Here is a 22,601-nt window from a genome sequence, read left to right on the forward strand (position 1 = left end):
CTTAAGAAAAAGAATAATGAAAATAAGTGAGGTAACGCTCTTTTTCTACAGAATGGAATACACATTATACGAGTGTAATTTCGGATTAACGGCAACAGAATTTTTAAGAAAATCTAGAAATTATTTCTACGATGAACGACTTAAGATTCCGAATCTTCTTCCTGATCAGGGAATATTTAAAAAATTCTATGAGAGGAATGCTGATATTTCTCCAAAAATAAAAGAAGATTCGGCAGTTTGGGTTCTTGCTCAATACTGTTCCGTCAAATATTTAAATAATCCGAATCCAACTTTGGGTGAGGAAATCATCATTAATCCATTCGGATCGAATCCAACGAAGGGAAAGAGCTTCTGGTATTGGGCAAATCATATCATAAGGGGAAAAATATACTCAACTGACATTGATCGTATATTATATCTTGTTAAACCAAATAAGGATAGACTTATGCTAAATTGCCAAGTCTACAGCCCTATTTCACCGAACTTCAATATCAAAAAGAAGCTTTTAGAAAAAAATAGACAAATATCTGAAATACAATATACCATTAATCAAACAGCAAACACAGAAATCTTGATATTTATAGATAATAGCAATATAACCGACCTTTCGGCAATTTTTGAAGGTATTTATAATTTTAAGAAAGAGTATTTTTTAGAAATAAGATCGAATACCTTCGTAAATGTTATCGTTTGGGTAGGGTCTTCATTTAAGCTCTATCGTGTCTCATTAAATTGACAGATGAATTCAATATTTTTAAATCACTTATTTTTAATCAATGAAAAAGAATCTTAATACCTTAACAATGAATATCAAGAGAGATTGGTTTGCGAGTATCCTATCAATACCTCAGCGTAAAAAAATAGAATACAGAACAATGTCGGATTATTGGCTAACTAGACTTGAAAAAGTCGGGAAGCCACCATTCAAATTGCGATTGCTGAATGGGATGCTACCTCCTGTCCCTGAGGCTACTATCATTGTCACTAAAGTGATGAAGAATAAAAAGAATCGTGAGTTAGAATTTCATCTTGGGAAAATTTTAGAGGTAAAATATTGGGATCAGCAAAGGGAAAAACCAAAAAAAAATAAATGAGAACTTAACTATTTTTTTGTCCCACCTAGCTGTTATTTTTATAATATGAGGTAAAAAATAATGGGTCAATTAATAGGTTACGAATGCCCTAATTGCAATTATGAATTCGACAAGTTTGATGGCTATGGTTTTGTTTCAGTATTAGAAACTTACCATTGTTCTCGATGTATGGAGCTAGTTGATGTATTAGTAGGGATTCGTGGTAAAAAATTTACAGAAGAAATGGCATTAGAACACAATAAGAGATATCCGCTCGAAAAGGAGAATTTTTTTAAATGTCCTAATTGCAGAGTTAAAAAAACGCTAAGTCCTTGGAATTTGCAAACAAAACCTTGTCCAAAATGCCAAACAAAAATGAACCAAAATGGAAAAATTGGAAATTGGGACTAGAGAATCTTTCGTATTTTAAATTAGTTCATTTTTCAGATATAAGAATTTTATTGTTTAAATTTTAGATGAATTACGGCGTCTAATTGCAATTAATTAAAATCTAAAAAGATATTTCACTCGCGTCTTTTTCCCAAAATGCCTCTTTGATTAAAAAATCTAAATCTGTTAGAATTTTTACATAACTTCGCAAATTGTATGTTATATCATCCAAATATGTCGGATGGACAAATTTTGATTCAAATCGACCACCATTCCGAGTAGGTAAAATTACTTGAGGAGACGATGCAAAATAAAGATGATTTCCTTCCTCATCAAATTCAATATACAGTTTTTCCTCAAATTTTCGTAGGAGATAATCACTTAAATATGGAAACTTGATTTTAAAAATGATTTTCCCATCGTATAAATCTTCAAATTGTCCTCGACCTCTAGGTTGTGTTGATTTCGTATATCGAATCAATACATCTATATTCTTTGTTTTGAATCGAAGTTTATACATATCGATATCACATTTTTCCTTTTGTTTTGCTAAAGTTCAAAAATGATTTCATCTAAGTAAATGAAGCGATTTATGAAAGATTTTAAATATAGGTGAAAGTGCTCATTACCATATTCTTCTCTTCCAATTCCTTTTAGTTTGTTAGTATTAATTGACAAATCCCTTAATCCTGAGTAGATCGTTCTTCCAGTATCTGATTTAATAATCCCTAATTTTCCCTTATATCCCGATACCCACCGTGAATCTGAAACATTGTAAGGCATCGGTTCGAGCCTGGAGAATAATCGATTAAAATCAATCTGAGGATTCAATTCAATTGAATATTCAATTTCTTTATATTCAGAGTCCACCCTTCGAGTAGCTATTTTCAGTTCACCTGCATTGTTTTTTATATTTATTTCCATAATCAGCACCTCCCTTCATCAATTATTGCAAGATATGATCTTTAACTCAGGAAAAACCAGGGCACTTAAATGTCCTCCTAGCCCGCATCCAGTATCTACGAACCAATGATTCCCAAAGCATTTTACGCTACCCATTATAATGTGCCCTTGAATTATAAATTTGGATGTTATATGATCTAGGTTCTCTTTAAATGCAGAGTTTAATAGGTCATATTTTGTTTGCTCTCTTAAACTCTTTCGATCATCAATACCTGCATGACTGAAGAAGGCAGTATCATTTTCATAAGAATAAACCAAATTGTTTTTTAGCCAATCGATGTGATCTAGCCCTATACCAAAATAGTTTAAGATTTTTCCTCTCTTAATCTTATCCGTTCCATATTTTGAGTAAAAGTTTAAAAATTCCTCTTCATGATTTCCTTTAAGGAATACAGCAGGTCTTTCAATTGAGATAAAAGTATCGAGCACATCGCCTAAATTCTTTCCGTGATCTTCTAGGTAATCACCGAGGAAGATTAGCTTATGAAGTGGAAATTCCTCAATCTTCCGCATGATTTTGGAAAGATTATTAAAATTAGAATGAATATCGCCAATTGAGATCCATTTCTCGAACATTTTCTGATCCTTAAAACTGCTAACTTCCAATTGATTTAGTTCAGTGATAATTTGTTTATCTCCTCCATGGTAAAATACTTTATGAATGCAAATTTAGATTCTTTAAATGCCCAGAGAAAGCCGAAGTCTTTGAATTCAGGTTTATTGAGTCTTAGAAAATTAGAATCTAAATTCATCACCATAGAAGTTGAATCAAAACTATTGGAATCTTCCGTATGATTTTTCATAAAAATGCAATTCGGAATCACCAGTGAAATTAAATTTAAACTATCGAATGGGACGTCCTTGCCCATAAAGTTTGGCAAGATAATTCGAGAGAATGTCTTATGGTTATCGCTGAACCATTCGCCATTCCATTTTAATGAAGCGATGAAACCGTATGACGTAATAATTTTTTTAATAGAGCACCTCCAAATATTGTACAATTTCTTTGTTTAATTGCTTATGTAACGATAACCAGTTTTGATAGATAAAGGAGATACTCAAAAGTTTCGATAATACGTATCCTCTACTATAAGATATGGATAAGCCTCTTTAATTGCTGTAAAAACTTTCTTACGTAGCATCTCATATGCTGTGCCACTACCCACCCTTCTCTTTATTTCTTGTAATTTCATTTCGTAGTCCGTGAGTACATGCCGTATGTAATTAACAGTTATTCTATGAAGAAAATCGGTATCAGAATCAAGATTTGCAAATTTATGGAAGTTTCCTCTAGCCATTTGATTTTCATTATAGTTTTCAATCGCAAGTTTAAAAAGTTTTCTTTCTGGTAAAATTGGGATTTCAACTTTAAAATTCTCAATCTCCTCTAAAGTTTTCTCATATTTCGTCGATATCGCTTTCTCGGCACCTAAAACTCTTTTTTGATTTCTTTCTTGAAATTGCGTAAATTCTTCGGAACTTTCAATTTCTTTTACTTTATCAATATCATACAGTTTCATTTTTGGTGCCGAAGCATATCTTGGATTATTTTTCAATAGATCAGGTTCAGAATAAAAGAGCATTATTGCTTTGTTTGTCCAACCTCTGTTTTTTAACTCTGTCTGTGTGAAGTAGTCTTTTGCTACTTTTTCAACCGTTGTTTTTTCATTCATAAATGGGTACCTCTCTTTTCTAAATTCCTTTCGAAAATATTTTCAGCCCCACTATATCACCAATAGAGTTTTGTCAACATATTTTTAAAGACTCTACTAATTTAATGAAGGATTTGAATTCTAAAAAAGGGAACAACAGACGTAACTTGTGAAAACTTTGAATGAGGAATTATAAAAATGAAATCTTTAACCCCAATTTAGCACAGAACCCGCATTAAAATATGGTCTAGTGTAGTAATTAGATGTCGTATTGGCGGAGCTATGCCCAAGGAGCTTCTGTGTCGCTATAGAGCCAAAATGATCAAAAGTCTTTTGTGCAACTGTATGTCTCAACGCATGGGGGTGAATTAATTTACCTGAAGCAGTTGTTACATTCCAGCTATTGACAATCCACTGAAGTCCACGTGTACTTAACGGAGATCGTTTACCATTCTTCCTTTTAGGTAATGACAAGAGAAAGAAATCAGATTTCTCTCCAATTTTGCTCTGATAATTACTTATTTCTTCGAATACATGTTTCAAAATGACTGTGTAACCAAACTTCCCTCCTTTCTTACGATATTTTACGAGGATATCGCCTTCAGGAGAGTGAGTAACGTTTGAGAACCTTAAACCAACAAGCTCTTTGGCTCGTAGTCCTGTGGATGAGGCTAATAAGAAAATGAGTCTATTCCTGAGGTCTTTTTCTGTCTTTGGATTTGCAAATTTCATAGCTAATTCCCGCATTGTTGCATCGGTAAGACCTTTACCTACCATTTGTCCTAAAGATGGCTCAGAATCGATTCTGTGAGGTTTTAAGCTGGGTTTTGAGACTCTTTCAGAGGGAAATTGGATTACTCTAGCATTTTCCATAGTTACACCCCCTAATGGACTGATCACTTTAATGATCAGCTAACTAATTGTCAAGTTTTTTTATTCTTTATATACAATCCATAAGGAATTCTAAGTGCTTCACATAAGGTCAATAGCGAATCGAGCGATACATTGGGATGGTCTTCAAATATGATTTTTTGAATCTGAGTATATGATAAATCAGAAATATCAACAATGCCCCTTATTGATAGCCCTCTCCTTTTAACTTCTTCTCTAATTGCGGTAATTACTTCCTGTTTCACAATAGATAATGACATAACAACATTCGATCAGAGATAAATTTAATTTTTCAAGCCTTAAAAATGAGCGATCTAACTGCTGAATTCTGCAATATTTCGGCAGTTACTTCACAGAATTTTCAAAGTTACCTTAGCCTATTGTTAGAAATTGAAGTTTTTATACAGAAATCTTCAATCTTTTAACCTGAAAGGCATTTTAGGTGAGAGGAAATCAAATTACCATATAACTCAGTCTTTTTAAAAAATTCAAAAAAGTTTGTATAAAAAAGTTGAAAAAAGTTGACAAAACTCCCCACACTTCGAACGTAGAATTACATACCAATTGTAACCAGAGCTGAATTTCTATTCACCTTGCTCTCCAACAAATTTTAAATAATTTCCAATTCTTCGGAATTGGCAGGAGAGATTATGCTTACAAGCAAATCAAAACACATTTCAAATCAAAGATTTCGAACAAAGCCGTTCACTGCTCTGTACTTTGACCAATCGTTAATCCATTACTTAACGATTGTTACAAGAGTATCGATCAGTGCTACTGCTAATTTCAAATTCTGATACAGCAAATCAATACTTTATCGCATAGCGATTAAGAGGAGGAAAAATTATGAAAAGCTGTCAGAATTTGAGTATTGAAAGGGAGAAGGTAATAAAGACGACAGTCGGATTATCTTCTAAAGTTAAGATTAAAGAAATTGGTAAATCTATAACAGAAGTAATAGATTCAATTTTAACTACACCTCATGAGCGTGAACGGGGCTACAGAAGTATGAGTATAAGACTCGCACGGAAAGTGTTTTGCACTATTGGTACAAATAGGGTAAAGCGACGATTAACAAAAAGGAGTTTTCTCTTCAAGGAAGCTCGTCTCTTAAGAAATATCTTAGACATTGAGGATGCAAATTTAAATGCTAAAAGATATTTTGGAATTACTAGTAGAAATTACTATGATGAAAAGGTAGCACTTCTGAGAACACTCGTTTCATTAGCGGACGACCTAAACTTGACTCATGGTTTTTCACTCGATGAGAATCAGCCATATCATCGGTTTGTTTACTATTTAGAATTCAAAGGATTTCAATTCTCATGGCATTTTAGCGAAACGATTGCAGGTGTTCCAAATTACGAAAAGCCTTGGGATGGAGTTAAAAACTCTACATTAGGTAAACTGGAGATGCTGATATTGACTGCGTTTCCAGACATTTTGAAAAACTAAGTATTGGAGGGATTGATTCTAAATGGATCTTCCCTCCTATATAAGAAAATTGAACGGATCATTCATGCTTATATCAAAAATCAGTGTTTTTAAAGTATATGGTATATTTTCGATAGTAAATAATCTTAAGCGAGGAGGAATAAAATAAATAAAAATGAACTATTTAAAATATATTTTAACATATGATAGGTGTTTATTTTTAACTTATTGGATTAAAACTATAATTTTATATAATCTTGAATGTTGTTCATATAGAGTCACAAATATAATGGGAAGGTATACCTTATTTACTAATATATATACTTAAATAAATACACCTTTAAATAATTATAGATACAAATTAAAAAAAATAGGTAAAGAGATATGAAATTAATACATACCACAAAGATAAAATCCAACGATGTCATACTTATTCCAATTCCAAAAAACTTCAAAGGTAAGGAATTTTACACATCTATCAAATATGCTGACTACATTATTTATGAAAAACCAAATATAGAAAACTCTAAAATAATTCGAAAAAAAACGATAGAAAGCTTTAGAAAATCAAAATTAGAGGACTTCAACTGGACTTTCTTCTTAAACCCTCTTGCGTCTGATTTGGTCGTACTAGATTTCGATGACATAGAATGCACTGAAAGAAAAATTAAATTCCTAAGGGATAATAACCCAGAGTTTAATTTAAAATGGCTTGTATTCCAAAAGGAGCTACTCGAAAAAACCTTCTCCGTAAGAACTCCATCTGGAGGAATTCACTATTACATCAAAAGACCTAGCAAGTTAATTCAGGAGAGGAAAATTGGAGCGATTAAAGTAAACTTGCATCTTAATGGTGATCTCTTAAAAAGTTATAAAGAAAAATTCGATACCATAGATAAAAAAGTGGATGTAATAAAAATTGATTACCTTCCAAAAGGTTTAGTAATTGCTCCAGGGTTATCTCTCAAAGAAATCAACAAGAAAGGATTCATCCAAGATCGGGACTATCGTATTCTCAATAATTCAAATATTCAATCTGTTTCAGAAGATTTAGAAAACATCTTATGCTATATATTTGCACAAACCGAAGGAAAATCTAAAGAGGAGAAGAAAAGGAGAATTATTATAAAAGATAGAAAAGAAGGTAGCTTAGATATAGATACAATTATATCTGAAACCATTAAGAAAGAAAAGGAATTAGAAAATATAAAAGGAATAATATTGAATACAGAGCAAATGAAAGAGCTAAGAAAAAAATATGATGAGGTAAATAAAAAGCTACTGAACGCCTCTGAAAAAGATTCTCTAATTCTTCAGGGTTACCAGAACGCCTACTCTTATGAAATGCAGGAAATAGAAAAAAACTTAAAAACAAAACTAGAAAATGAAATTAAAGAACTACTATGTTCCAATATTGAGACAGAACAAATTTTTAATATTAATTACAAGTATGACATCGCCTCGACATTATTTAACAGAAATAGTGAATTTCATTCTTTCCCACCTAATTTAATCAAAAAGGTAAACGATGCAAAAGAAGGACAAAGGTCTGAAATTGAAATGGCATTCATAACCAATTTAAAAGTAAGAAACTTTCCTGATACTTATATAATTTATATGGTAAGAAAGCATTTTTCAAAAAGAACAAAATGCATTTCATCTCCTAAATTTCTCGAGCAAGCACTTAGAGTTGGAGAAACTCTTAAACACTTCCCACAATACTTAAATAATCAAGATACAACGTGGGTAAATATATTAATGTCAATTTCGATCCTAAGGCAAATTGATTTTCGGGTATTCAGTAAGAGGAATAGCGAGAAAATGAGACTAGCATTAGACGTTTTTTTCAATCTCGCATCAATAAATAATGATCTTGAAATAAATATGAACCTAAAAGAGATCTCTCTACTCTCAAATGGTCGGATTAATAATAAGTCGCTCAAAGAATATCTTAAAATTTTCGAGAAACATAAAATTATAGAAAATATAGAATGGATGGATTATAATCAAAACAGAATGGCATATCCAATTAAATTCACCCTAAAGAGTCTAACAACTTTAAAGATACCTAAGAAACTAGATTTACCTAGGTTTATTCCTCAAGATGGAAATCAACCCCTGGTCTATATTCCTTCGATTGGTGAAAAGGGAATGCAGATAATCGAATTGCTTCGCCAGCATGACTTTTTAAGTGCATCTGAAATATATGCATACTTTACGGATATAAAAGATCATCGTAGAGTCATTTATAAAACAATACAAACATTGTTAAGGTATCAGGTCGTTATCAAAAAAAATGAAAAGCTTGAGCTTTCAGGAAAACCATTAAATCAAATTTATGAAAAATTTGTGAATGAAAAATTCGGAAAGAAAAATATTGAAAAAAAGGAACGGGCATTGAATCCACTTAAGAGAAAAATAACTAATTATAAACAGGAAGCCTATTTCATTAACAAGAGAAGAGAAAAAGGCTAAAGATAGTATATTTATGTTATAATTTTTTGTTAAAATTCTTCTATCAAAAATGAAAGATGTAAATTTCCAAGAGACGATTATGCCCGTTTATAGATAAAGGTTCTATTTACATTCTTCGCACCTATATAAATAATCGGGAGTATAATTGCTCCAGTAGATTTTACTAATTTCTTTTCTTTTTACAGGAAATTGAAAATATTCGTTTAATATATAGAGACCAGTTTCCTGGTCAAAACTAGTAAATAAAAAACTTGAATTAATTATTGCTCCGCTGAAAAGAAGTATCGGCTTTTCATAGTACTTCCACTTAAGGCATTTATCTTCCGCAAATTGGTTATAGATGACACATTCTTTCTTTGGTTCCGAGTATTTTTTTCCTTTCTTTAATTCAATTAGTAATGTTAAGAAGACTTTATTCTTATAATCTCTAGCTTTCTTCATTAATTCGTGTTCTACGGTAATTTCACCATCAAATGCAAAGCTTACCTTGAAATTATATTTCTTAGTTTCTGCATTATAATTTTTTAAATCAAATTCAAGTAAATAAATGAAGTATTTATTTTGATTATAAATTAAATCAAAATCAATTTTTTTTATCTTTTCCCTTTCAAAAGGGTCTATTTTCTCGTAATTTTCAGTTTCAATTCGATGCTTTGATCCGAAGAATTGGCGAACATCTACTTTTCTTATCTTGTCTGGAATATTGCCTGTCAATTCTGGAAAAATTCTTTCGCCTCCTCGGTCATGATGTTGAGGAAATCCAATAAATTTTTTTGGCATTACGAGAGTCCAATTATTGCTGTAACTCGGGATTGTCATCTTTATGTCCTCAGCCTCTTTTACCAATATAACAGAATCTTCGGAAGGAATGGGAAAAGAATAATTTCCTATTTTATCGAGATTCGACTGCAACATAGCTTTCTTTTGACTTATAATCAAATCTCTCTCTATTTGATTCTTCTTTTCTAGCTCTTCCGCCGACTGACATTGAAATTGTAAGACAACTAAAATCAAAACTATCACAAAGCTTTTATCTTTCATAATTTCATTACCTCACTAACCAAATTTACAAAACATTATTTTATCTAAAAATTCCAGATACTTTGAATTTCGAATACAGTTAACAAGTTACCCACATTATACTGCGTTCACTTTTTGTCAACTACCCCGCATTATATTGCGTATGAAATTTGAGGATTTTTTGAAGAAATTTGGAGAAAAAGTTAAAAACGAAAGATTGAAAAAAGGATTAAATCAGGAGGAATTTGATTTCGGTGATTATGCCATCTCAGTGCGGACTATACAGGAAATAGAGGCTGGAAGAACTAATTTTACCGCAAAATCGCTTTTTTATATTTCAAAACATTTAAAAATTAAACCATCAGACCTAATTGATATCTAGAAAAATAATTAGTTGTCTAGGTGAGAACGAATTCTAAAAATTTGGGAAATTTCATCTCCCAATGAAAAAATTCTCAAATGAATTCCGAGTTTATATTTTTTTTTTAGAATATTTGTCAAGTAAAGTTCTTACATTAACAAATGTTATTGAATAAATATATCCTTTAGGGAGAATGCCCTCCAGAGAGGTTTTTTATGAATTTTAAGGAAAATAAGAGATTAAGGTTCTCCATGGGAGAGGTCAATGACGAATTCATTGTCAGTGATTGGAATGAATTCCAGGCAGATATGGAGGCTGATAGGTTATTGGATATTGACGCTATTCTTCAGGACTACTACTCTCACAAGATCGGGTTAGACGATATTCTCTCGACATTTCCACCTAGCGAATTACCATTATTAGAGAAAAATAAACATAGACAATTGATAACAAAGTACTTTAGGTTAATGAAGGAATTTCCAGATCTATATGGTGAATCATATTTATCTCTATTTAATTTAATGAAGGAATAACCATTTTCTAAAATCTTAACTGATATACACTAGGTATTACACCTGCAACGGGATGAATCGAATTATTAATTTGATCAGAATTAGTAAAATATTTTTCTCTTTTCGTATAACAATAGGTATAATTAAGAAATTACTTTTTTTTCAGAGTTTAATTTTTCTTATGTAATTTAAGCAAAATTTATTTCTACAAGTAAGTTACCCACTCTTGAATTAGTAATCTCTAATATATGTGCATTTAAATTCATTCTTTACTTTTAATAAAACCATGGATTATATCCCACCAAACCAGATTGTCAAATAATACCTTTGAGACATAAGGCGACATTATGCGGATTAAAGGAAGTTGAATTGAAATATATTGAAAATGAATACTGACTTATTCTTTCTTCAATTTCCTACTAGCTTTTTTAATAATTCTTTATTCATATATGCTTCGCATTTAATTTTTAATTCTCTAATGATCTCCATTTTCTTTATCTCTTTGGGATAATAGAACTTTTCAGATAGATGTCCCTCCACAACAAACCAATACATTGCACCGTCCTTTCCAACTTGATGCTTTTTGAGAGTGTAATCTATATCTTGATAACGTCCTAAATCGAAATCCACACTTTTACCTTCTCACAAACAATAAGAAATGTTATTCTTTTTTATTCTATTTAGAGAATATATTATTACTTAAAATATAGGCTACGTTGTTAGATTTTCAGCATTTTAAATTCATGTCTTGAACATGTTCGGCTAACCTAGATTCAATAGCGGATGGCATAATCTCCTCTACCACCATCCTATTGAATCTAAACCTGATATTCCTAGATTACTTTTCTCAAGTTCAGCAATGATAAGGTATAACATTTTTTACTATTTTGTCTAGGCGAAACAGATAGTGATAAGGAAACATTATTTCGACAATTGTAAAAAATCTACTTCAATATCTTTTCCAAAATAATTCCCATAAATTTCTTTAAGTAATGGATAATCATTGTTTGGTATGTAAAGAATACCAACTTTAGGAATCGTGTAATAATCTGGATCATCAATTACCCTATATTCACTTTGAAACTCCTTAGATTGAATTAATTTTTCAGCTTTTAATGAATTTGATTCTGTCTGAAATTTAATTTTGCTCTTCACTTCATGCAAATACTTATTTCGTAATGAATTTTTGAAATTATCTATCTTAATATTATACCAAAAATTTTCCTCATTCTCCAACTCAAAAAAATCCCATTTTTTTGGCTTAGGTAAAAGTATGTAGCCAGAAACTTTCTTTGACTCTTCAAAAAATTGAATTGCTATGTAGGATATATTACTTGTGCCAGAATAACCCTTATACTTAACTATTTGACCACTCTTCAATTTATATTTTATGTTAGCTTGATTTTCAGTGTCTTCAATTGACAATTGACCATCATACACATCAAAGTTTCGAGTTAATTTTATGTAATTATCAGCATGAATATGTACTATATTCTTAGCATACTGAATTATCCCGAAATTCCAAATTGTAGTAATATTTATTAAATTAAGAGCTGTTAGATAAATAGAATAAAGTATTATTATCGCCCCTAATGCAAGACCAGCATTTTTATTTTTATCATCTTTTGAACTATTTGCCATCTAGGAATCTCCAATATTTATCTATAACTCAAAACCAACCTAATCTAACTTAGCTATTTCTACCGTCTACCAAAAATTAGGTCATAACAAAACCTATAATACTTTTCCAGAAACCTGAAACAAAGTCGAAACTTAATATTTACATAATAAGTATAATCTGAATACAAAAAAGGCTCCTCTTCAATATATTTCTTCATCATAAAAAATAAAATTTCTACTAACAACACTAACGACAAAAATCCTAATCCAGCTTTTTTGTCCCAGAGCTATGATACAATTAAAAGAATGAAACACTTAAGAATGAACTCAAAACTAAGAGATGAGATAATCTTATCAATAAAAAATAAAGAAGAACGAAGGACTATACTATTATCTATAAATATCGAAACTACAATATATTTATTAAGGGACAGTATCTCAAATATTTTCTATTATTTTCCAAAAGAAGATTCAGTTAAAAACAGAAATATCGAAGAAATAATTAACCTTAACTTTAATCAAGTTGAATTAATGACCAATTTATTTTCAAAGATAACTTTCAACAATGACATCAAGATTTTCGAAAAAAATATTAACGTTCAGTTAGACCTCAACTCTTATAACGAATTAAATGAAAATATATTATTTTTATTGTTGGAAACTTATTCATTTACTGTCCTTACAAAAATTCTCAAAGGAATCAACAACTGGAATGATTACTCTATTTTTACAAGAAATATGAATAATGAAATTTTTATTTTTAATTTATACAATAAAAAAGAAAGAGAATTAAAAGAAATTTCGAGATCATTGATTTTTGATCATTTTAATTCAGATAATATAAATATTCAAAATGAAGAAGGAAACTCTCTTCTACATTTAGCTATTTTAAACATGGATAAAGAAATAGTAAATTTTTGTTTATTAAATGGTGCCAATCCATATTTAAAGAATCATATTAATTTAACTCCTTTTGAAAATCAAGATTTAACTTATTGGGAAGATGTGATTAATGCATTTTCAGTCGAGGTAAACGTATGATTCTAGATAAAGAAACTAATACCCTATTCTTCTCTAAAAAAATCATAGAAAATCATAAAGAAGATTGGAATAGAATTCAAAATTCAATAACTGTCAATTTTCATCTTTTGGATCAAACCAATGATATTTGGGTTCGTGATTTTATGCCGATTCAAATAGACCACAAGCGATTTGTAAGCTTCTCATACTTGCCTTCCTATCTCAAAAACGATCCTGAACTCATTACGAACCAAAAGGAAGTCTGTCAATATCTAGAAATAAATCCAGTTTACTCTTCGATAAAAATCGATGGAGGAAATATCGTTAAAGGAAAGAAACGAGTAATCATACTTGATCGAATTTTTCAGGAAAACGCAGAAAGAACTCCACAATCCTTAATTAAAGAAATTGAAAGGCTACTAGAAGCCGAGGTTTTTATATTTCCTACTGAGAAAGATGATTTTTTGGGTCATGCGGATGGGATGCTCCGATTTATTGATGACTCGACTATTTTGATAAACGATCTAAACGTATATCCAAGAAGTATTCGACGTTTGATCGAAAGGGCTATCAATTCGAACAATTTAGATTATATAGAGATACCTTGTAAGCCTGAGCGAGACGAAATCTCTGCCAAAGGATTTTATATCAATTACCTAGAGTTTAGAAACTTCATTTATTTACCAATTTTTGATAACATGGAAAAAGAAAATGAAGAAGCTATAGCTACCGTTTCTGGGATTTTTCCAGATAGAACTATTATTCCAATTTTACTTACCACGATTGCAAAAGAAGGTGGATTGTTAAATTGCATTTCATGGTCTTGTTTTTCTTCTAATCATCACATTAGAGAGGCAATATAACAATGCACTCCGAGCTTGATTCTAAACCAGCTATAATTATACACAGAGGTTCTAATGTTATCGGAGGCAATTGTATTGAGATCATATACAAATCAAAAAGTATCATATTGGATTTAGGAATGCCCTTAATGAATCCTGATGGTTCTCCAATAGACCAAGAATTGACGCAATCACCTTCGATTGAGAACGGAATCCTTCCAGACAATAAGGATCTCTACGAATCCAATAATAGAATTGAAGCTGTTATATTATCACACCCTCATATGGATCACTATGGCTTAATGAACTATATTGATCCCCAAATTCCAATTTTTATGGGCGAAGATACATTTCAGATATTGAGAGCGAGCAATTGTTTTCTTTCAAGCAAGAATCGAATTGATAAGATGTTATCCCATGTAAAATCTTTTGCCAAAGAAAAATTTAGAATTGGTGATTTTGAGATTACTCCATTTCCAATCGATCATTCTGCCTATGGAGCATATTGTATTTTAATGGAGGTAGGCGGGAAACGAATCTTTTATTCAGGTGACTTTCGAGGTCACGGAGCTACAAAATACACATTCGATAATCTTATCAAAAACCCTCCTAAAAACATTGATTGCCTTCTGATGGAAGGAACCTCTATTCGAGGAAGCCATACGGAAGATTTTTCATCAGAAGAAACCGTATTTTTAGAATTTAAGCGAATCCTATCAGAAACAAAAAAAATAACCTTCTCTATGCAGGCTGGTAGTAATATAACACGATTGATACAGCTTTATAAGGCATGTCTTTCCAATAGAAAACTATTAGTTTTAGATTTATACCAATATCATCTACTAGTAGAGCTAAGAAAATTAAATCCGAGTTTACCTCCCTTTGATAATGAACGAACCATCAGAGTTTTCTATCATAAAAATCAAGCTCGGAAGCTCAAAGAATTTGAACCAAGCCTATTACAGGAATACAAAAAACATAAAATTGGCATCCAGGAAATATTAGAAAAACAACATAAAATTGTACTAAGACTTTCGCAATACGTTTTGGAAGAAGTAAGTCAGCAACTGGTTACTTCTGAAATAGATCTAAATGATTCAATGTATATTTTCTCGATGTGGAGAGGATATTTGAAGCTACAAGAAAATTTTCATGAATTCATTGACAAATACAAACTAAGGCTTGTTACTGTTCATACGAGTGGACATGCTTATGTATCGGATTTACAACGATTTGTGAAAGCACTTAACCCAGGCTATTTGGTTCCGATACATACTTTGTCAAATTTAACATTCAAATCTACTTTTGAGAATAAAGTAATCATAATTAATGATAATAAATTATTTGAGGTCTAGAACTTATGAACAACAGAATTATCCCAAAAACAAAACTCCGTGAATTTTACGAAATATTTAAAGATAAAAATATTACTGGTGAGGATGGTAAACTTAATAGTGCAAGAAACTTATTGAACGATCACGAGGGCTATGAACTTGTAAAAATATTCGATGAAAGCGTAAACCATTTCAGTCTCTACGAAAATATTCAGGAAGGCTTTCACAATCGAAATGAAAATCATAAACCTAAGCTCCAGGAATCGGATAATGGAAAAACAGGTCGGACTATTTTAACTGAAATATTTAATTCAAAATTTCTTTCATTGAGAGGAGAGCAAAAAGATGTCACTTTTGAATATGTAGACTACGAAATTAGTCCAATTCGAACAACTAACGCTAAATTGGAAGAAAATACCTCGAGTAATTCGAGCGGTATAGGAGGCATCGACCTTCTACTCTCTTTTAATCAGACTCCATATATTTGCGAGGTAAAAAGTAGTAAAGATACTGATACTTTCACTGCGTTAGTTCAATCAATTACGTATGCTTCCGAATTAATCACTGACAATCAAATTGAAAGATTATTGAAGGCATATCCAAGTAAATTCAAAAAGTACAAGGAAATTGGAGTTCTCTTACTGATTGAAGAAGTTAATAAAAATTCCAAAGAAAGACTCGAACTTCTAGAACTTACAAAAAAACTTGCCCTTACCTTCATAAGTAAAGTCAGCAAATTGTCAAATATTCTTATTGCGACAGTCGACGATCAGGATAGCTCTAAAGCAAATTTACTTTGGAATGGAAAGGAATTCATCTAGTTTGAAAAAGTAAAACTTTCAATTTCACCCATTACTGATTTATAAGACCTTGTTTTCTAAGATGTGCTAGCATAGTATTCACCTTACAGTTCCGTAAAGAAGCAGTGGTCACATTAGCCTGATTACGTTTTAGCGGACACTTTTTAAATTATGGCAAAAATTGGCTCTACTATATCTCCGTGTTTTGGTAATAGTGGATACTATTTATTATCGCTTTAGATACTCTTCCTATTACTCAATGGCTTCCTTCCAAAAGGAAAAAGTAATTTTTGATATTTTCTGCTTATCTGCTTTATATATATCCTCCAAACAGAGGAAGAAAGATTTTGCATAATCGTTCAAAGCAAGTAAAGATAAAGATTTTAAAATTCTTGTGATACGTAAATGATTATGATTTCCTGGTGTTAGCCATACATTTTTACGAATCTGAAAAGACTCATCATACTCGGTTAGAAATAACCTATTCTCCTCTCGTAATCTTAAACCATAAAATCTTAAAAGCACAAGAAATGACTTTTTGAGATTTTCTTTTAGAAACTCATTGTTTGAAAATTCAGCTATATCCTCGTTTTTTAAAATAGGTGCGTTTTCATTGAATTGACTTTTTTCTTTAAGGGGAAATAGCCATTGGATGTAGTCATGAGTGACCTCTAACCAATGGTTATTCTGTTTCCAAATGTCTATCAGAAGCCTATTTCGATTGTCTGGTATCCGAAGACTGTAAAATTCTATAATTTTAGATGTGTATTTCATATTCCACATATCTTGGATTAAAATGATTTTCTTTTAATCGAATCTCTTTCTGCAAGTTAGTAACCCCTTTACCCTTTCAGCAATTCTTGCAATTTCTGCCAAATAATAACCATACCAAGAGTATCTCGCTCACAGTATTTAAGTAATTCATCTCGTTTAGAAACCACATTTCCATTAAGAGAACCATCTATCATTGCCATAAATGTATTACTAGCATCACCTCCATTTGAAATTTCTAAATCAGTATAGCTGAATTCAGGAGCCAGAGCTGGGAGAACTGATTTTATGGAAGCTGAACTTCCCATCTTTGGGGTATAATACCATCCCTTGCGGAAAACTTCATATAAATCTACAAATCTGGATATAGCTGAGTTTATCCATTCAGAATATTGCGGATATGCTTTTGACAAATCATTTAATACATTCTTTTCAAAGGAAGCGTTATAAGCAACGATGCTACCTGAGTCACCTAAATCGATTCGCATTTGTTCTAACAGTTTTAACCTAGGATCGATTTCAGAATGTGAAACAAAATGAGAGGGCTCTGCCAAAAATTCTTTATGTATTAATTTGCCGTTAGGCTCGTTAATCACATGAAGCGAGTATTGAAAGGGTATCTGTTGAAACGGAGATGTATTCTGAAGGATCGGTATTGCTGGAAAAACAGTCTCGAAATCAAAAAAATAAAGAGAAAACTTCCAAGTAGATAAGAATTCTCGAATTGATTCAATTTCAATATTCGATTGATTGTATTTGACTCCATCTACCTGGATCTTCTGTTTTTTTGTTAGTGGAAACCCTTCAGGTATATCGGCTAGATGAAGAATATTCTCCTCATACAATTTCCAGGATTTACCTCTCGCATTGGTTAAATCAAAAACAGAATTCTCCTTTGGAATATGTTTCCAGCAATGGTTTATATAATCGCACTCAAAAGGATTTAAGCAATGATTGCCAATTTCGACAACAGGTTCTCTTTCTTTCTGAATCGATTTCAATTCATGTAAATTTTCTCCGACCCAATCAAAATTACTCTTCACCTCAGACGTAATGTCTGTCAGGGTGAATAACTGTTTCGGATCTATCTCTCCTCTACGGATGTAGCTATTATCTATGTGCATAAGAAAAAACTTATCTGGAGGATATCCCGCATTTGTCATCACCCAATACTGAAGCGATGCATCCACTAGATAGTAATCTTTAACCGAAGTGCTACTCTTTACCTCAATAGCCCAGATCTCATCCCCTTCTCGATGAAAAATATCCAATGCCGATAATGTTTCCTCATAGAAAAAGGATGCTTCATATATATTCTGAACGCCTTCCCTCATCCATTCCTTGGTATTCAGAATAGATTCAGTAAAATCGTAAAAGTTTATCGGAGTTGCATCCTTTCCGTTTGGAAAAACCTGCTGGGCAAGCTTTCCAATAGCATTTCCATTTTCAAAGAGAAGTTCTTGAGAATCAGATAATGTAGGTCTTAAGTCATGCCTATATAAATCAAAATACAGTTTTTTAGGACACTGAATTCCAGATACAAATCGTGATTTTGAAATTTTATGTTTAAACTGGGTCACTCATATTTCCTAGAAAACTATTTTTAACCTTTTTTACCAATTGAAACTCTTCATAAATAAAGAATTCAATGTTAATATCTTTGTAAATAGGTATCAATTTCTCGGAATGTCAGTAATTCTGAACGATTACCTTTTGATTCGAGCTTTTTTTTCAAAGATAACAAATTAACACAGAAAACAAGATATTCATCATCAATACTATCAAAGTTGAAATCAATATTCGACCTTGTCGTATAATCTAAATTCGCTTTCTCAAGTTCATTCTTCAGATTAACTTTACTTATCTGGTCATAAATTGGAAATCTTTTTGGGGCATGAAAATGAAGGTATTTAGACGCAAATGATATTCCCTGACCCGAAAATCTTCTGATTGATACAGTTAAATCATGATGTAATTTCAGAGTTTCACTAAAATCTTCAAGATTTTCAAATGACGCCATTGACTTCTTTGAAATTTCTCTATCAAGTTGGCTCTGTAAATCTGATGATTGCCATAAACCGTGAAATGCTTCGTATAACTTAGGAATATTTGTAATTTGACCATTTGAAACACTCTTATAACGACGCTCTAACGCAACCGAATATGACCTTCCAATCAACCACGATTTAGCAACCGTCATCTCCAAGTCATCGTGTCTTGGGTTTTCTCTACATAGTTCATATAGAATAGAGTTTCCTTTATCCCAAATCGATTCAAATTCAGATTTCTCTTTATTACTCATACTTTTTTCTCCTTTAACCTCATTTTAGTATTCATTCAAAATATTTAATATATTTATAAATTCCGTTTACAAATATTTGTTATACTAACAAAATCAATCTTTTTTCTTTGAGATCGTACTCATAGGACGATAATATAAACTGCTGTTCTGCATTCTTCAATCAACAACCCATCCCGCCTCAATTAACTCATCTAACGTAGCAAAGGAATAGATCACTTTCTCAGCATCCATATCCTTAATTCTGTAATTATAAGAAATTGCGTCATCCAATGAAATCCTCCCATACTCATGATGAATTGACTTTAAAATGCAATGCCCGTCCTTCAAAAAGGAAGAAATCGGAAGCTGATTTAGAACATACCGAGTTTGATCTTGCAAGGATTCTGACCATGGATTGGGGAGTTGATTCTTGTCGGTGACAATCGATTGGTTTAGAAAAAACTCCTCTTTTAATGATTCGCCTGAAGAAAGAATGCTTACAGCTTCGGCAATTTTTTCAATGCTGAGATTTGGATTAAACTGGGTCTTAGTTAGATGCACTTCATTATTTTTGATCTCCGCTATCTCTTTTAATTTTGGGAATGATATTTCAAATTGGGTCTCCAATGTCTCTAGTAAGCCCGTCCATTCGTTCCACCAAAATGGCAATTTAGGATTTTCAAATTCAGCCGAATCGGAATCTTGGCGTATTTCATTTATGAGGTAAGTCAAGCTCCAATCGTTTTTTAAAGCATGAAGCAAAATGCAATAACCAGAGGAAGTCGATGGAAAAATTTGATCTATTCCATTGAAATAGATTGAAATGGCATCCATTGCCATTTTCCATTCAGATGAGAACTCGTGCTGATTGATGTCGTTCATGAGAGAGAGTTTATTGTAGGCGTAAGACAAATTAGCATAAAAAGATTCAGAAAATCAAAATTTTATTCTAATTAGAGATATTTAGGTTAGAAATTTTATCTGTATACTTGTTTGATTTTGCGAGAGGAACTCGGAGGTCTTGGTCACTCACCGCAAAACCCAAGGTCAGGTGAGTGACGGGAGCGAATAGCGAACCCCGTAGAACTCCGACCCCGAAGGGGACTCGCCCAACTCCATCTTTAAAATGTTCGTTAAAACAAAACAAAAAATCCTCACCGAGTCTAAATTTGTTGACAAAATCTCGTACATATTATAGTGAGATCCATCGATGATAAATCACCAAACATCTAGTTATTCTAGAAAAAAACAAAACTCTGATGAATTCTACAGAAAACCTGAGTTAAACCCCCAAAATACCAAGGGACGTATCACCAAAGACCCCAATCCCTATTCTAGAAACTCAAATACTTCTATTCTCCCTTCCTCCCTAAGTTCACTAAATCTACTTTTAGAAAACCAACCAAGAACCTCTCTCCCCTAGACAATGAACAAATCGAACGAAAATACACTCTTAGAACTCTCTCAATCCTCAACACCATCCATCCCGAAAGATGCAACTTAGCCAGATAAAGTTTTTACAGACACTTTTCTAATTCATTTAAATTTCAAATCTCTAAAGACTCCTCTAACCAAGTAGAAAATTGTTATCTCTCTTGAATATAAAAAGACTTAGCTAAGGCTCTGCGATTGCTTTTTACATCCTTTAGATTATGAAAAACATAGAATTCGATTTTTCTCTTTTAGAGTGAAAAAAAGGATTCGAAATCTTATCCTATAATAATCGAATCCTAAGATCCTTCGCTTCACCGCTTGTTCTTTAAATTCGGGTACTTCATCTAATCGTCCTCTAATTGACAGGTCACTTCCTTAAACCTCGCAAAGAAGGTATCCGTTTTTATGTAATAAAGCTAATATATCTGAAAAGTAGCTTATCAATTGCTCAATAAACAAGTATCCCTTTAATTGTTTTTTCGCATTGATCTTTTCTTATGGAAGAATAAACATCGGGAAAAAATATCTCGATTGATTCTGATTAATTTACCTATTCTATTCATAATAACCAATATTAATTATTATCAAATTTTGTTTAATATTCGCTAATTATCTCACTGCCGTTCAATAGATTTAACTCTCTCTGCCGTGATCAAGATGCATCTTTTGAATATAAGGCTTTGACCTAAGATAGATAAAAAAAATTGAAATTCAGGCTCTTGATATTCCAATTTTACATTTACGGCGTCTTCGTTCTTTTCTAATTTGTTCATCAGAGAATCTACTACTTCAGATTCAGGCAAAGGCTTCTCTTTTATGGTAAAGTAGCAGGACAATTCCGAAACTGACCCTAAAGATAAATATGATTCCTGCAGTATCTCCTTTTTTAAAGTAATCTGAGATAAAATTTTTGTTTCCAAAAGAGGAGTGCAAGAATCAAAAATTAGAATAAAGATAAAATATCTAATCCTGCTCATTCTTAAAAATTAATCCGATTAATTTTATGCAGGGCTTGGGTTGTAAAATTCTATCCCTTTGGATATAAATCATTTCTTCAATAAAAAGAGAATAGCCATTGTTTTTTATTTCAACATTTAATTTTGAGATAAATTCTTTTATATTATTTTCGGGAATACTTTCCGAGTCAAAACACATTTCGATTCGATATTTCTCGTTTTTTCCACTAGGCATTTTTTGTGATAAAAATGGATATCGGACTTCATTTTCTCCAGTTAATGAGGAAAAGAAAAAAGGATATACGATTGCAAATAAAAATAACTTTCCGATCTTTTTACTTTTCATAATCAATAACTTGACCCAAAACTATTGCCATCTCCAATTCCTCCAGTTGTTAAACATGCGTGTTTTGTAACTAGATTTAATGCGGTTGCTCCAGCCAAGACATACCCGCAAATGGGGCAACCCATCATGGCTAAAATTCCTGTACCTGTTGCATTAGTTCCATTAGTTATCATGTCATTGGCGATATCAAGCCTTTCTCGTTCACCTTTCGTTGTATGTTCCGTATAATACCTACCGATATAGTACAACCTGTATCTGCCATAACACCATCAAATCGTTTTGAGTATACCGTATTAGGTTCTTCTTCAAATGTTTTTGTTACTGGTTCAAATATACCAGTTAGCCTATATTTCCCCTCAATGGAAATCTCCTACCAACAAAGAAAAGCATATTTGTTTGGTGGAGCATCAGAAATAAATCTACCCA

At 31.8% G+C, this 22,601-nt stretch carries 26 protein-coding genes; 11 read left to right on the forward strand and 15 right to left on the reverse strand.

Annotation, left to right across the window (positions count from 1 at the left end):
* Positions 1-16: 16 nt before the first annotated feature.
* Together DI060_RS04760 and DI060_RS04765 are read left to right on the forward strand one after the other, a co-directional pair.
* Positions 17-736 (forward strand): hypothetical protein, encoded by a 720-nt coding sequence (locus tag DI060_RS04760; RefSeq protein ID WP_108974309.1) that lies wholly within the window; start codon positions 17-19, stop codon positions 734-736.
* 40 nt (positions 737-776) lie between these two features.
* A complete protein-coding gene (locus tag DI060_RS04765) occupies positions 777-1,094 on the forward strand; it encodes a hypothetical protein (RefSeq protein ID WP_135354992.1) in 318 nt (105 codons plus the stop codon).
* Positions 1,095-1,584: 490 nt separating this feature from the next.
* Here DI060_RS04765 and DI060_RS04775 read toward each other — a convergent pair whose 3' ends face one another.
* The 7 genes from DI060_RS04775 to DI060_RS04805 all read right to left on the reverse strand — a co-directional run bounded on the left by DI060_RS04775 (position 1,585) and on the right by DI060_RS04805 (position 5,229).
* Positions 1,585-1,983 carry a hypothetical protein gene (locus DI060_RS04775; protein ID WP_108974315.1) on the reverse strand — a complete coding sequence of 133 codons (399 nt, stop codon included), beginning with the start codon at positions 1,981-1,983 and terminating at the stop codon, positions 1,585-1,587.
* Between the two features lie 29 nt (positions 1,984-2,012).
* Complete coding sequence (locus tag DI060_RS04780; RefSeq protein ID WP_108974317.1) at positions 2,013-2,387, reverse strand: hypothetical protein; 375 nt, start codon at positions 2,385-2,387, stop codon at positions 2,013-2,015.
* An 18-nt stretch (positions 2,388-2,405) separates the two neighbouring features.
* Positions 2,406-3,002: a metallophosphoesterase gene (locus DI060_RS04785; protein WP_135354993.1), complete on the reverse strand. Its 597-nt coding sequence runs from the start codon at positions 3,000-3,002 to the stop codon at positions 2,406-2,408.
* Between the two features lie 35 nt (positions 3,003-3,037).
* Entirely contained in the window at positions 3,038-3,229 is a 192-nt protein-coding gene (locus DI060_RS04790) for a hypothetical protein (protein WP_135354994.1), read from the reverse strand.
* Positions 3,230-3,484: 255 nt separating this feature from the next.
* The gene (locus tag DI060_RS04795; RefSeq protein WP_108974323.1) at positions 3,485-4,099 is read right to left on the reverse strand and encodes a hypothetical protein; all 615 of its coding nucleotides are present in this window, start codon (positions 4,097-4,099) and stop codon (positions 3,485-3,487) included.
* A gap of 186 nt (positions 4,100-4,285) precedes the next feature.
* On the reverse strand, positions 4,286-4,951 hold the full coding sequence (locus DI060_RS04800; RefSeq protein ID WP_108974325.1) for a tyrosine-type recombinase/integrase: 666 nt from the start codon (positions 4,949-4,951) through the stop codon (positions 4,286-4,288).
* A 50-nt stretch (positions 4,952-5,001) separates the two neighbouring features.
* Positions 5,002-5,229, reverse strand: coding sequence for a hypothetical protein (locus DI060_RS04805; protein WP_108974327.1), 228 nt, complete (start codon positions 5,227-5,229; stop codon positions 5,002-5,004).
* A 586-nt stretch (positions 5,230-5,815) separates the two neighbouring features.
* On the opposite strand from DI060_RS04805, the gene DI060_RS04810 reads away from it, so the two are divergent.
* Positions 5,816-6,424: a hypothetical protein gene (locus DI060_RS04810; RefSeq protein ID WP_108974329.1), complete on the forward strand. Its 609-nt coding sequence runs from the start codon at positions 5,816-5,818 to the stop codon at positions 6,422-6,424.
* 363 nt (positions 6,425-6,787) lie between these two features.
* On the forward strand, positions 6,788-8,878 hold the full coding sequence (locus tag DI060_RS04815) for a bifunctional DNA primase/polymerase (RefSeq protein WP_108974331.1): 2,091 nt from the start codon (positions 6,788-6,790) through the stop codon (positions 8,876-8,878).
* Positions 8,879-8,980: 102 nt separating this feature from the next.
* On the opposite strand, the gene DI060_RS04820 is transcribed toward DI060_RS04815, so the two are convergent.
* The gene (locus tag DI060_RS04820) at positions 8,981-9,919 is read right to left on the reverse strand and encodes a hypothetical protein (RefSeq protein WP_108974333.1); all 939 of its coding nucleotides are present in this window, start codon (positions 9,917-9,919) and stop codon (positions 8,981-8,983) included.
* Between the two features lie 142 nt (positions 9,920-10,061).
* Between DI060_RS04820 and DI060_RS04825 the strand changes: the two genes are divergently transcribed.
* Together DI060_RS04825 and DI060_RS04830 are read left to right on the forward strand one after the other, a co-directional pair.
* Positions 10,062-10,280, forward strand: a complete 219-nt coding sequence (locus DI060_RS04825) for a helix-turn-helix domain-containing protein (protein WP_108974335.1) — start codon at positions 10,062-10,064, stop codon at positions 10,278-10,280.
* A gap of 230 nt (positions 10,281-10,510) precedes the next feature.
* Positions 10,511-10,792 (forward strand): hypothetical protein, encoded by a 282-nt coding sequence (locus DI060_RS04830; RefSeq protein ID WP_135354995.1) that lies wholly within the window; start codon positions 10,511-10,513, stop codon positions 10,790-10,792.
* A gap of 387 nt (positions 10,793-11,179) precedes the next feature.
* Here DI060_RS04830 and DI060_RS04835 read toward each other — a convergent pair whose 3' ends face one another.
* The gene (locus DI060_RS04835) at positions 11,180-11,401 is read right to left on the reverse strand and encodes a hypothetical protein (protein ID WP_108974339.1); all 222 of its coding nucleotides are present in this window, start codon (positions 11,399-11,401) and stop codon (positions 11,180-11,182) included.
* A 291-nt stretch (positions 11,402-11,692) separates the two neighbouring features.
* Complete coding sequence (locus DI060_RS04840) at positions 11,693-12,412, reverse strand: hypothetical protein (protein WP_108974341.1); 720 nt, start codon at positions 12,410-12,412, stop codon at positions 11,693-11,695.
* A 285-nt stretch (positions 12,413-12,697) separates the two neighbouring features.
* On the opposite strand from DI060_RS04840, the gene DI060_RS04845 reads away from it, so the two are divergent.
* Genes DI060_RS04845 through DI060_RS04860 form a run of 4 tightly spaced genes read left to right on the forward strand, consistent with a single transcriptional unit; the run spans position 12,698 to position 16,408 of the window.
* Positions 12,698-13,432, forward strand: coding sequence for an ankyrin repeat domain-containing protein (locus DI060_RS04845; protein WP_135354996.1), 735 nt, complete (start codon positions 12,698-12,700; stop codon positions 13,430-13,432).
* A complete protein-coding gene (locus DI060_RS04850; RefSeq protein WP_108974345.1) occupies positions 13,429-14,274 on the forward strand; it encodes an agmatine deiminase family protein in 846 nt (281 codons plus the stop codon). Before DI060_RS04845 ends, DI060_RS04850 begins: the two co-directional genes overlap by 4 nt.
* A 2-nt stretch (positions 14,275-14,276) precedes the next feature.
* Positions 14,277-15,608: an MBL fold metallo-hydrolase gene (locus DI060_RS04855; protein ID WP_108974347.1), complete on the forward strand. Its 1,332-nt coding sequence runs from the start codon at positions 14,277-14,279 to the stop codon at positions 15,606-15,608.
* Between the two features lie 5 nt (positions 15,609-15,613).
* Positions 15,614-16,408, forward strand: a complete 795-nt coding sequence (locus DI060_RS04860) for a hypothetical protein (RefSeq protein ID WP_108974350.1) — start codon at positions 15,614-15,616, stop codon at positions 16,406-16,408.
* Positions 16,409-16,639: 231 nt separating this feature from the next.
* Here DI060_RS04860 and DI060_RS04865 read toward each other — a convergent pair whose 3' ends face one another.
* The 4 genes from DI060_RS04865 to DI060_RS04880 all read right to left on the reverse strand — a co-directional run bounded on the left by DI060_RS04865 (position 16,640) and on the right by DI060_RS04880 (position 20,321).
* Complete coding sequence (locus DI060_RS04865) at positions 16,640-17,161, reverse strand: opioid growth factor receptor-related protein (protein ID WP_167836920.1); 522 nt, start codon at positions 17,159-17,161, stop codon at positions 16,640-16,642.
* Positions 17,162-17,229: 68 nt separating this feature from the next.
* A complete protein-coding gene (locus DI060_RS04870; protein ID WP_108974354.1) occupies positions 17,230-18,738 on the reverse strand; it encodes a DUF2779 domain-containing protein in 1,509 nt (502 codons plus the stop codon).
* A gap of 71 nt (positions 18,739-18,809) precedes the next feature.
* A complete protein-coding gene (locus tag DI060_RS04875) occupies positions 18,810-19,460 on the reverse strand; it encodes a hypothetical protein (protein WP_108974356.1) in 651 nt (216 codons plus the stop codon).
* Positions 19,461-19,616: 156 nt separating this feature from the next.
* The gene (locus tag DI060_RS04880; protein ID WP_135354997.1) at positions 19,617-20,321 is read right to left on the reverse strand and encodes a hypothetical protein; all 705 of its coding nucleotides are present in this window, start codon (positions 20,319-20,321) and stop codon (positions 19,617-19,619) included.
* A gap of 328 nt (positions 20,322-20,649) precedes the next feature.
* On the opposite strand from DI060_RS04880, the gene DI060_RS19145 reads away from it, so the two are divergent.
* A complete protein-coding gene (locus DI060_RS19145) occupies positions 20,650-20,862 on the forward strand; it encodes a hypothetical protein (RefSeq protein ID WP_244594287.1) in 213 nt (70 codons plus the stop codon).
* Positions 20,863-21,836: 974 nt separating this feature from the next.
* Here the strand turns inward: DI060_RS19145 and DI060_RS04895 are convergent.
* The gene (locus DI060_RS04895) at positions 21,837-22,175 is read right to left on the reverse strand and encodes a hypothetical protein (protein WP_108974362.1); all 339 of its coding nucleotides are present in this window, start codon (positions 22,173-22,175) and stop codon (positions 21,837-21,839) included.
* Positions 22,176-22,601 lie beyond the last annotated feature (426 nt).

Source organism: Leptospira ryugenii, from assembly GCF_003114855.1.
In the GTDB taxonomy this organism is placed as follows: Bacteria; Spirochaetota; Leptospiria; order Leptospirales; family Leptospiraceae; genus Leptospira_A; species Leptospira_A ryugenii.

Excerpts from the sequence above, each read along its gene's own strand:
- DI060_RS04840 (WP_108974341.1), bottom strand. The coding sequence starts at position 12,412 with ATGGCAAATAGTTCAAAAGATGATAAAAATAAAAATGCTGGTCTTGCA.
- DI060_RS04880 (WP_135354997.1), bottom strand. The coding sequence starts at position 20,321 with ATGAACGACATCAATCAGCACGAGTTCTCATCTGAATGGAAAATGGCA.
- DI060_RS04795 (WP_108974323.1), bottom strand. The coding sequence starts at position 4,099 with ATGAATGAAAAAACAACGGTTGAAAAAGTAGCAAAAGACTACTTCACA.
- DI060_RS04865 (WP_167836920.1), bottom strand. The coding sequence starts at position 17,161 with ATGAAATACACATCTAAAATTATAGAATTTTACAGTCTTCGGATACCA.
- DI060_RS04775 (WP_108974315.1), bottom strand. The coding sequence starts at position 1,983 with ATGTATAAACTTCGATTCAAAACAAAGAATATAGATGTATTGATTCGA.
- DI060_RS04760 (WP_108974309.1), top strand. The coding sequence starts at position 17 with ATGAAAATAAGTGAGGTAACGCTCTTTTTCTACAGAATGGAATACACA.
- DI060_RS04875 (WP_108974356.1), bottom strand. The coding sequence starts at position 19,460 with ATGAGTAATAAAGAGAAATCTGAATTTGAATCGATTTGGGATAAAGGA.
- DI060_RS04895 (WP_108974362.1), bottom strand. The coding sequence starts at position 22,175 with ATGAAAAGTAAAAAGATCGGAAAGTTATTTTTATTTGCAATCGTATAT.
- DI060_RS04790 (WP_135354994.1), bottom strand. The coding sequence starts at position 3,229 with ATGAAAAATCATACGGAAGATTCCAATAGTTTTGATTCAACTTCTATG.
- DI060_RS04830 (WP_135354995.1), top strand. The coding sequence starts at position 10,511 with ATGGGAGAGGTCAATGACGAATTCATTGTCAGTGATTGGAATGAATTC.
- DI060_RS04810 (WP_108974329.1), top strand. The coding sequence starts at position 5,816 with ATGAAAAGCTGTCAGAATTTGAGTATTGAAAGGGAGAAGGTAATAAAG.
- DI060_RS04820 (WP_108974333.1), bottom strand. The coding sequence starts at position 9,919 with ATGAAAGATAAAAGCTTTGTGATAGTTTTGATTTTAGTTGTCTTACAA.
- DI060_RS04785 (WP_135354993.1), bottom strand. The coding sequence starts at position 3,002 with ATGTTCGAGAAATGGATCTCAATTGGCGATATTCATTCTAATTTTAAT.
- DI060_RS04800 (WP_108974325.1), bottom strand. The coding sequence starts at position 4,951 with ATGGAAAATGCTAGAGTAATCCAATTTCCCTCTGAAAGAGTCTCAAAA.
- DI060_RS04850 (WP_108974345.1), top strand. The coding sequence starts at position 13,429 with ATGATTCTAGATAAAGAAACTAATACCCTATTCTTCTCTAAAAAAATC.
- DI060_RS19145 (WP_244594287.1), top strand. The coding sequence starts at position 20,650 with ATGATAAATCACCAAACATCTAGTTATTCTAGAAAAAAACAAAACTCT.
- DI060_RS04780 (WP_108974317.1), bottom strand. The coding sequence starts at position 2,387 with ATGGAAATAAATATAAAAAACAATGCAGGTGAACTGAAAATAGCTACT.
- DI060_RS04845 (WP_135354996.1), top strand. The coding sequence starts at position 12,698 with ATGAAACACTTAAGAATGAACTCAAAACTAAGAGATGAGATAATCTTA.
- DI060_RS04805 (WP_108974327.1), bottom strand. The coding sequence starts at position 5,229 with ATGTCATTATCTATTGTGAAACAGGAAGTAATTACCGCAATTAGAGAA.
- DI060_RS04815 (WP_108974331.1), top strand. The coding sequence starts at position 6,788 with ATGAAATTAATACATACCACAAAGATAAAATCCAACGATGTCATACTT.
- DI060_RS04825 (WP_108974335.1), top strand. The coding sequence starts at position 10,062 with ATGAAATTTGAGGATTTTTTGAAGAAATTTGGAGAAAAAGTTAAAAAC.
- DI060_RS04765 (WP_135354992.1), top strand. The coding sequence starts at position 777 with ATGAAAAAGAATCTTAATACCTTAACAATGAATATCAAGAGAGATTGG.
- DI060_RS04860 (WP_108974350.1), top strand. The coding sequence starts at position 15,614 with ATGAACAACAGAATTATCCCAAAAACAAAACTCCGTGAATTTTACGAA.
- DI060_RS04855 (WP_108974347.1), top strand. The coding sequence starts at position 14,277 with ATGCACTCCGAGCTTGATTCTAAACCAGCTATAATTATACACAGAGGT.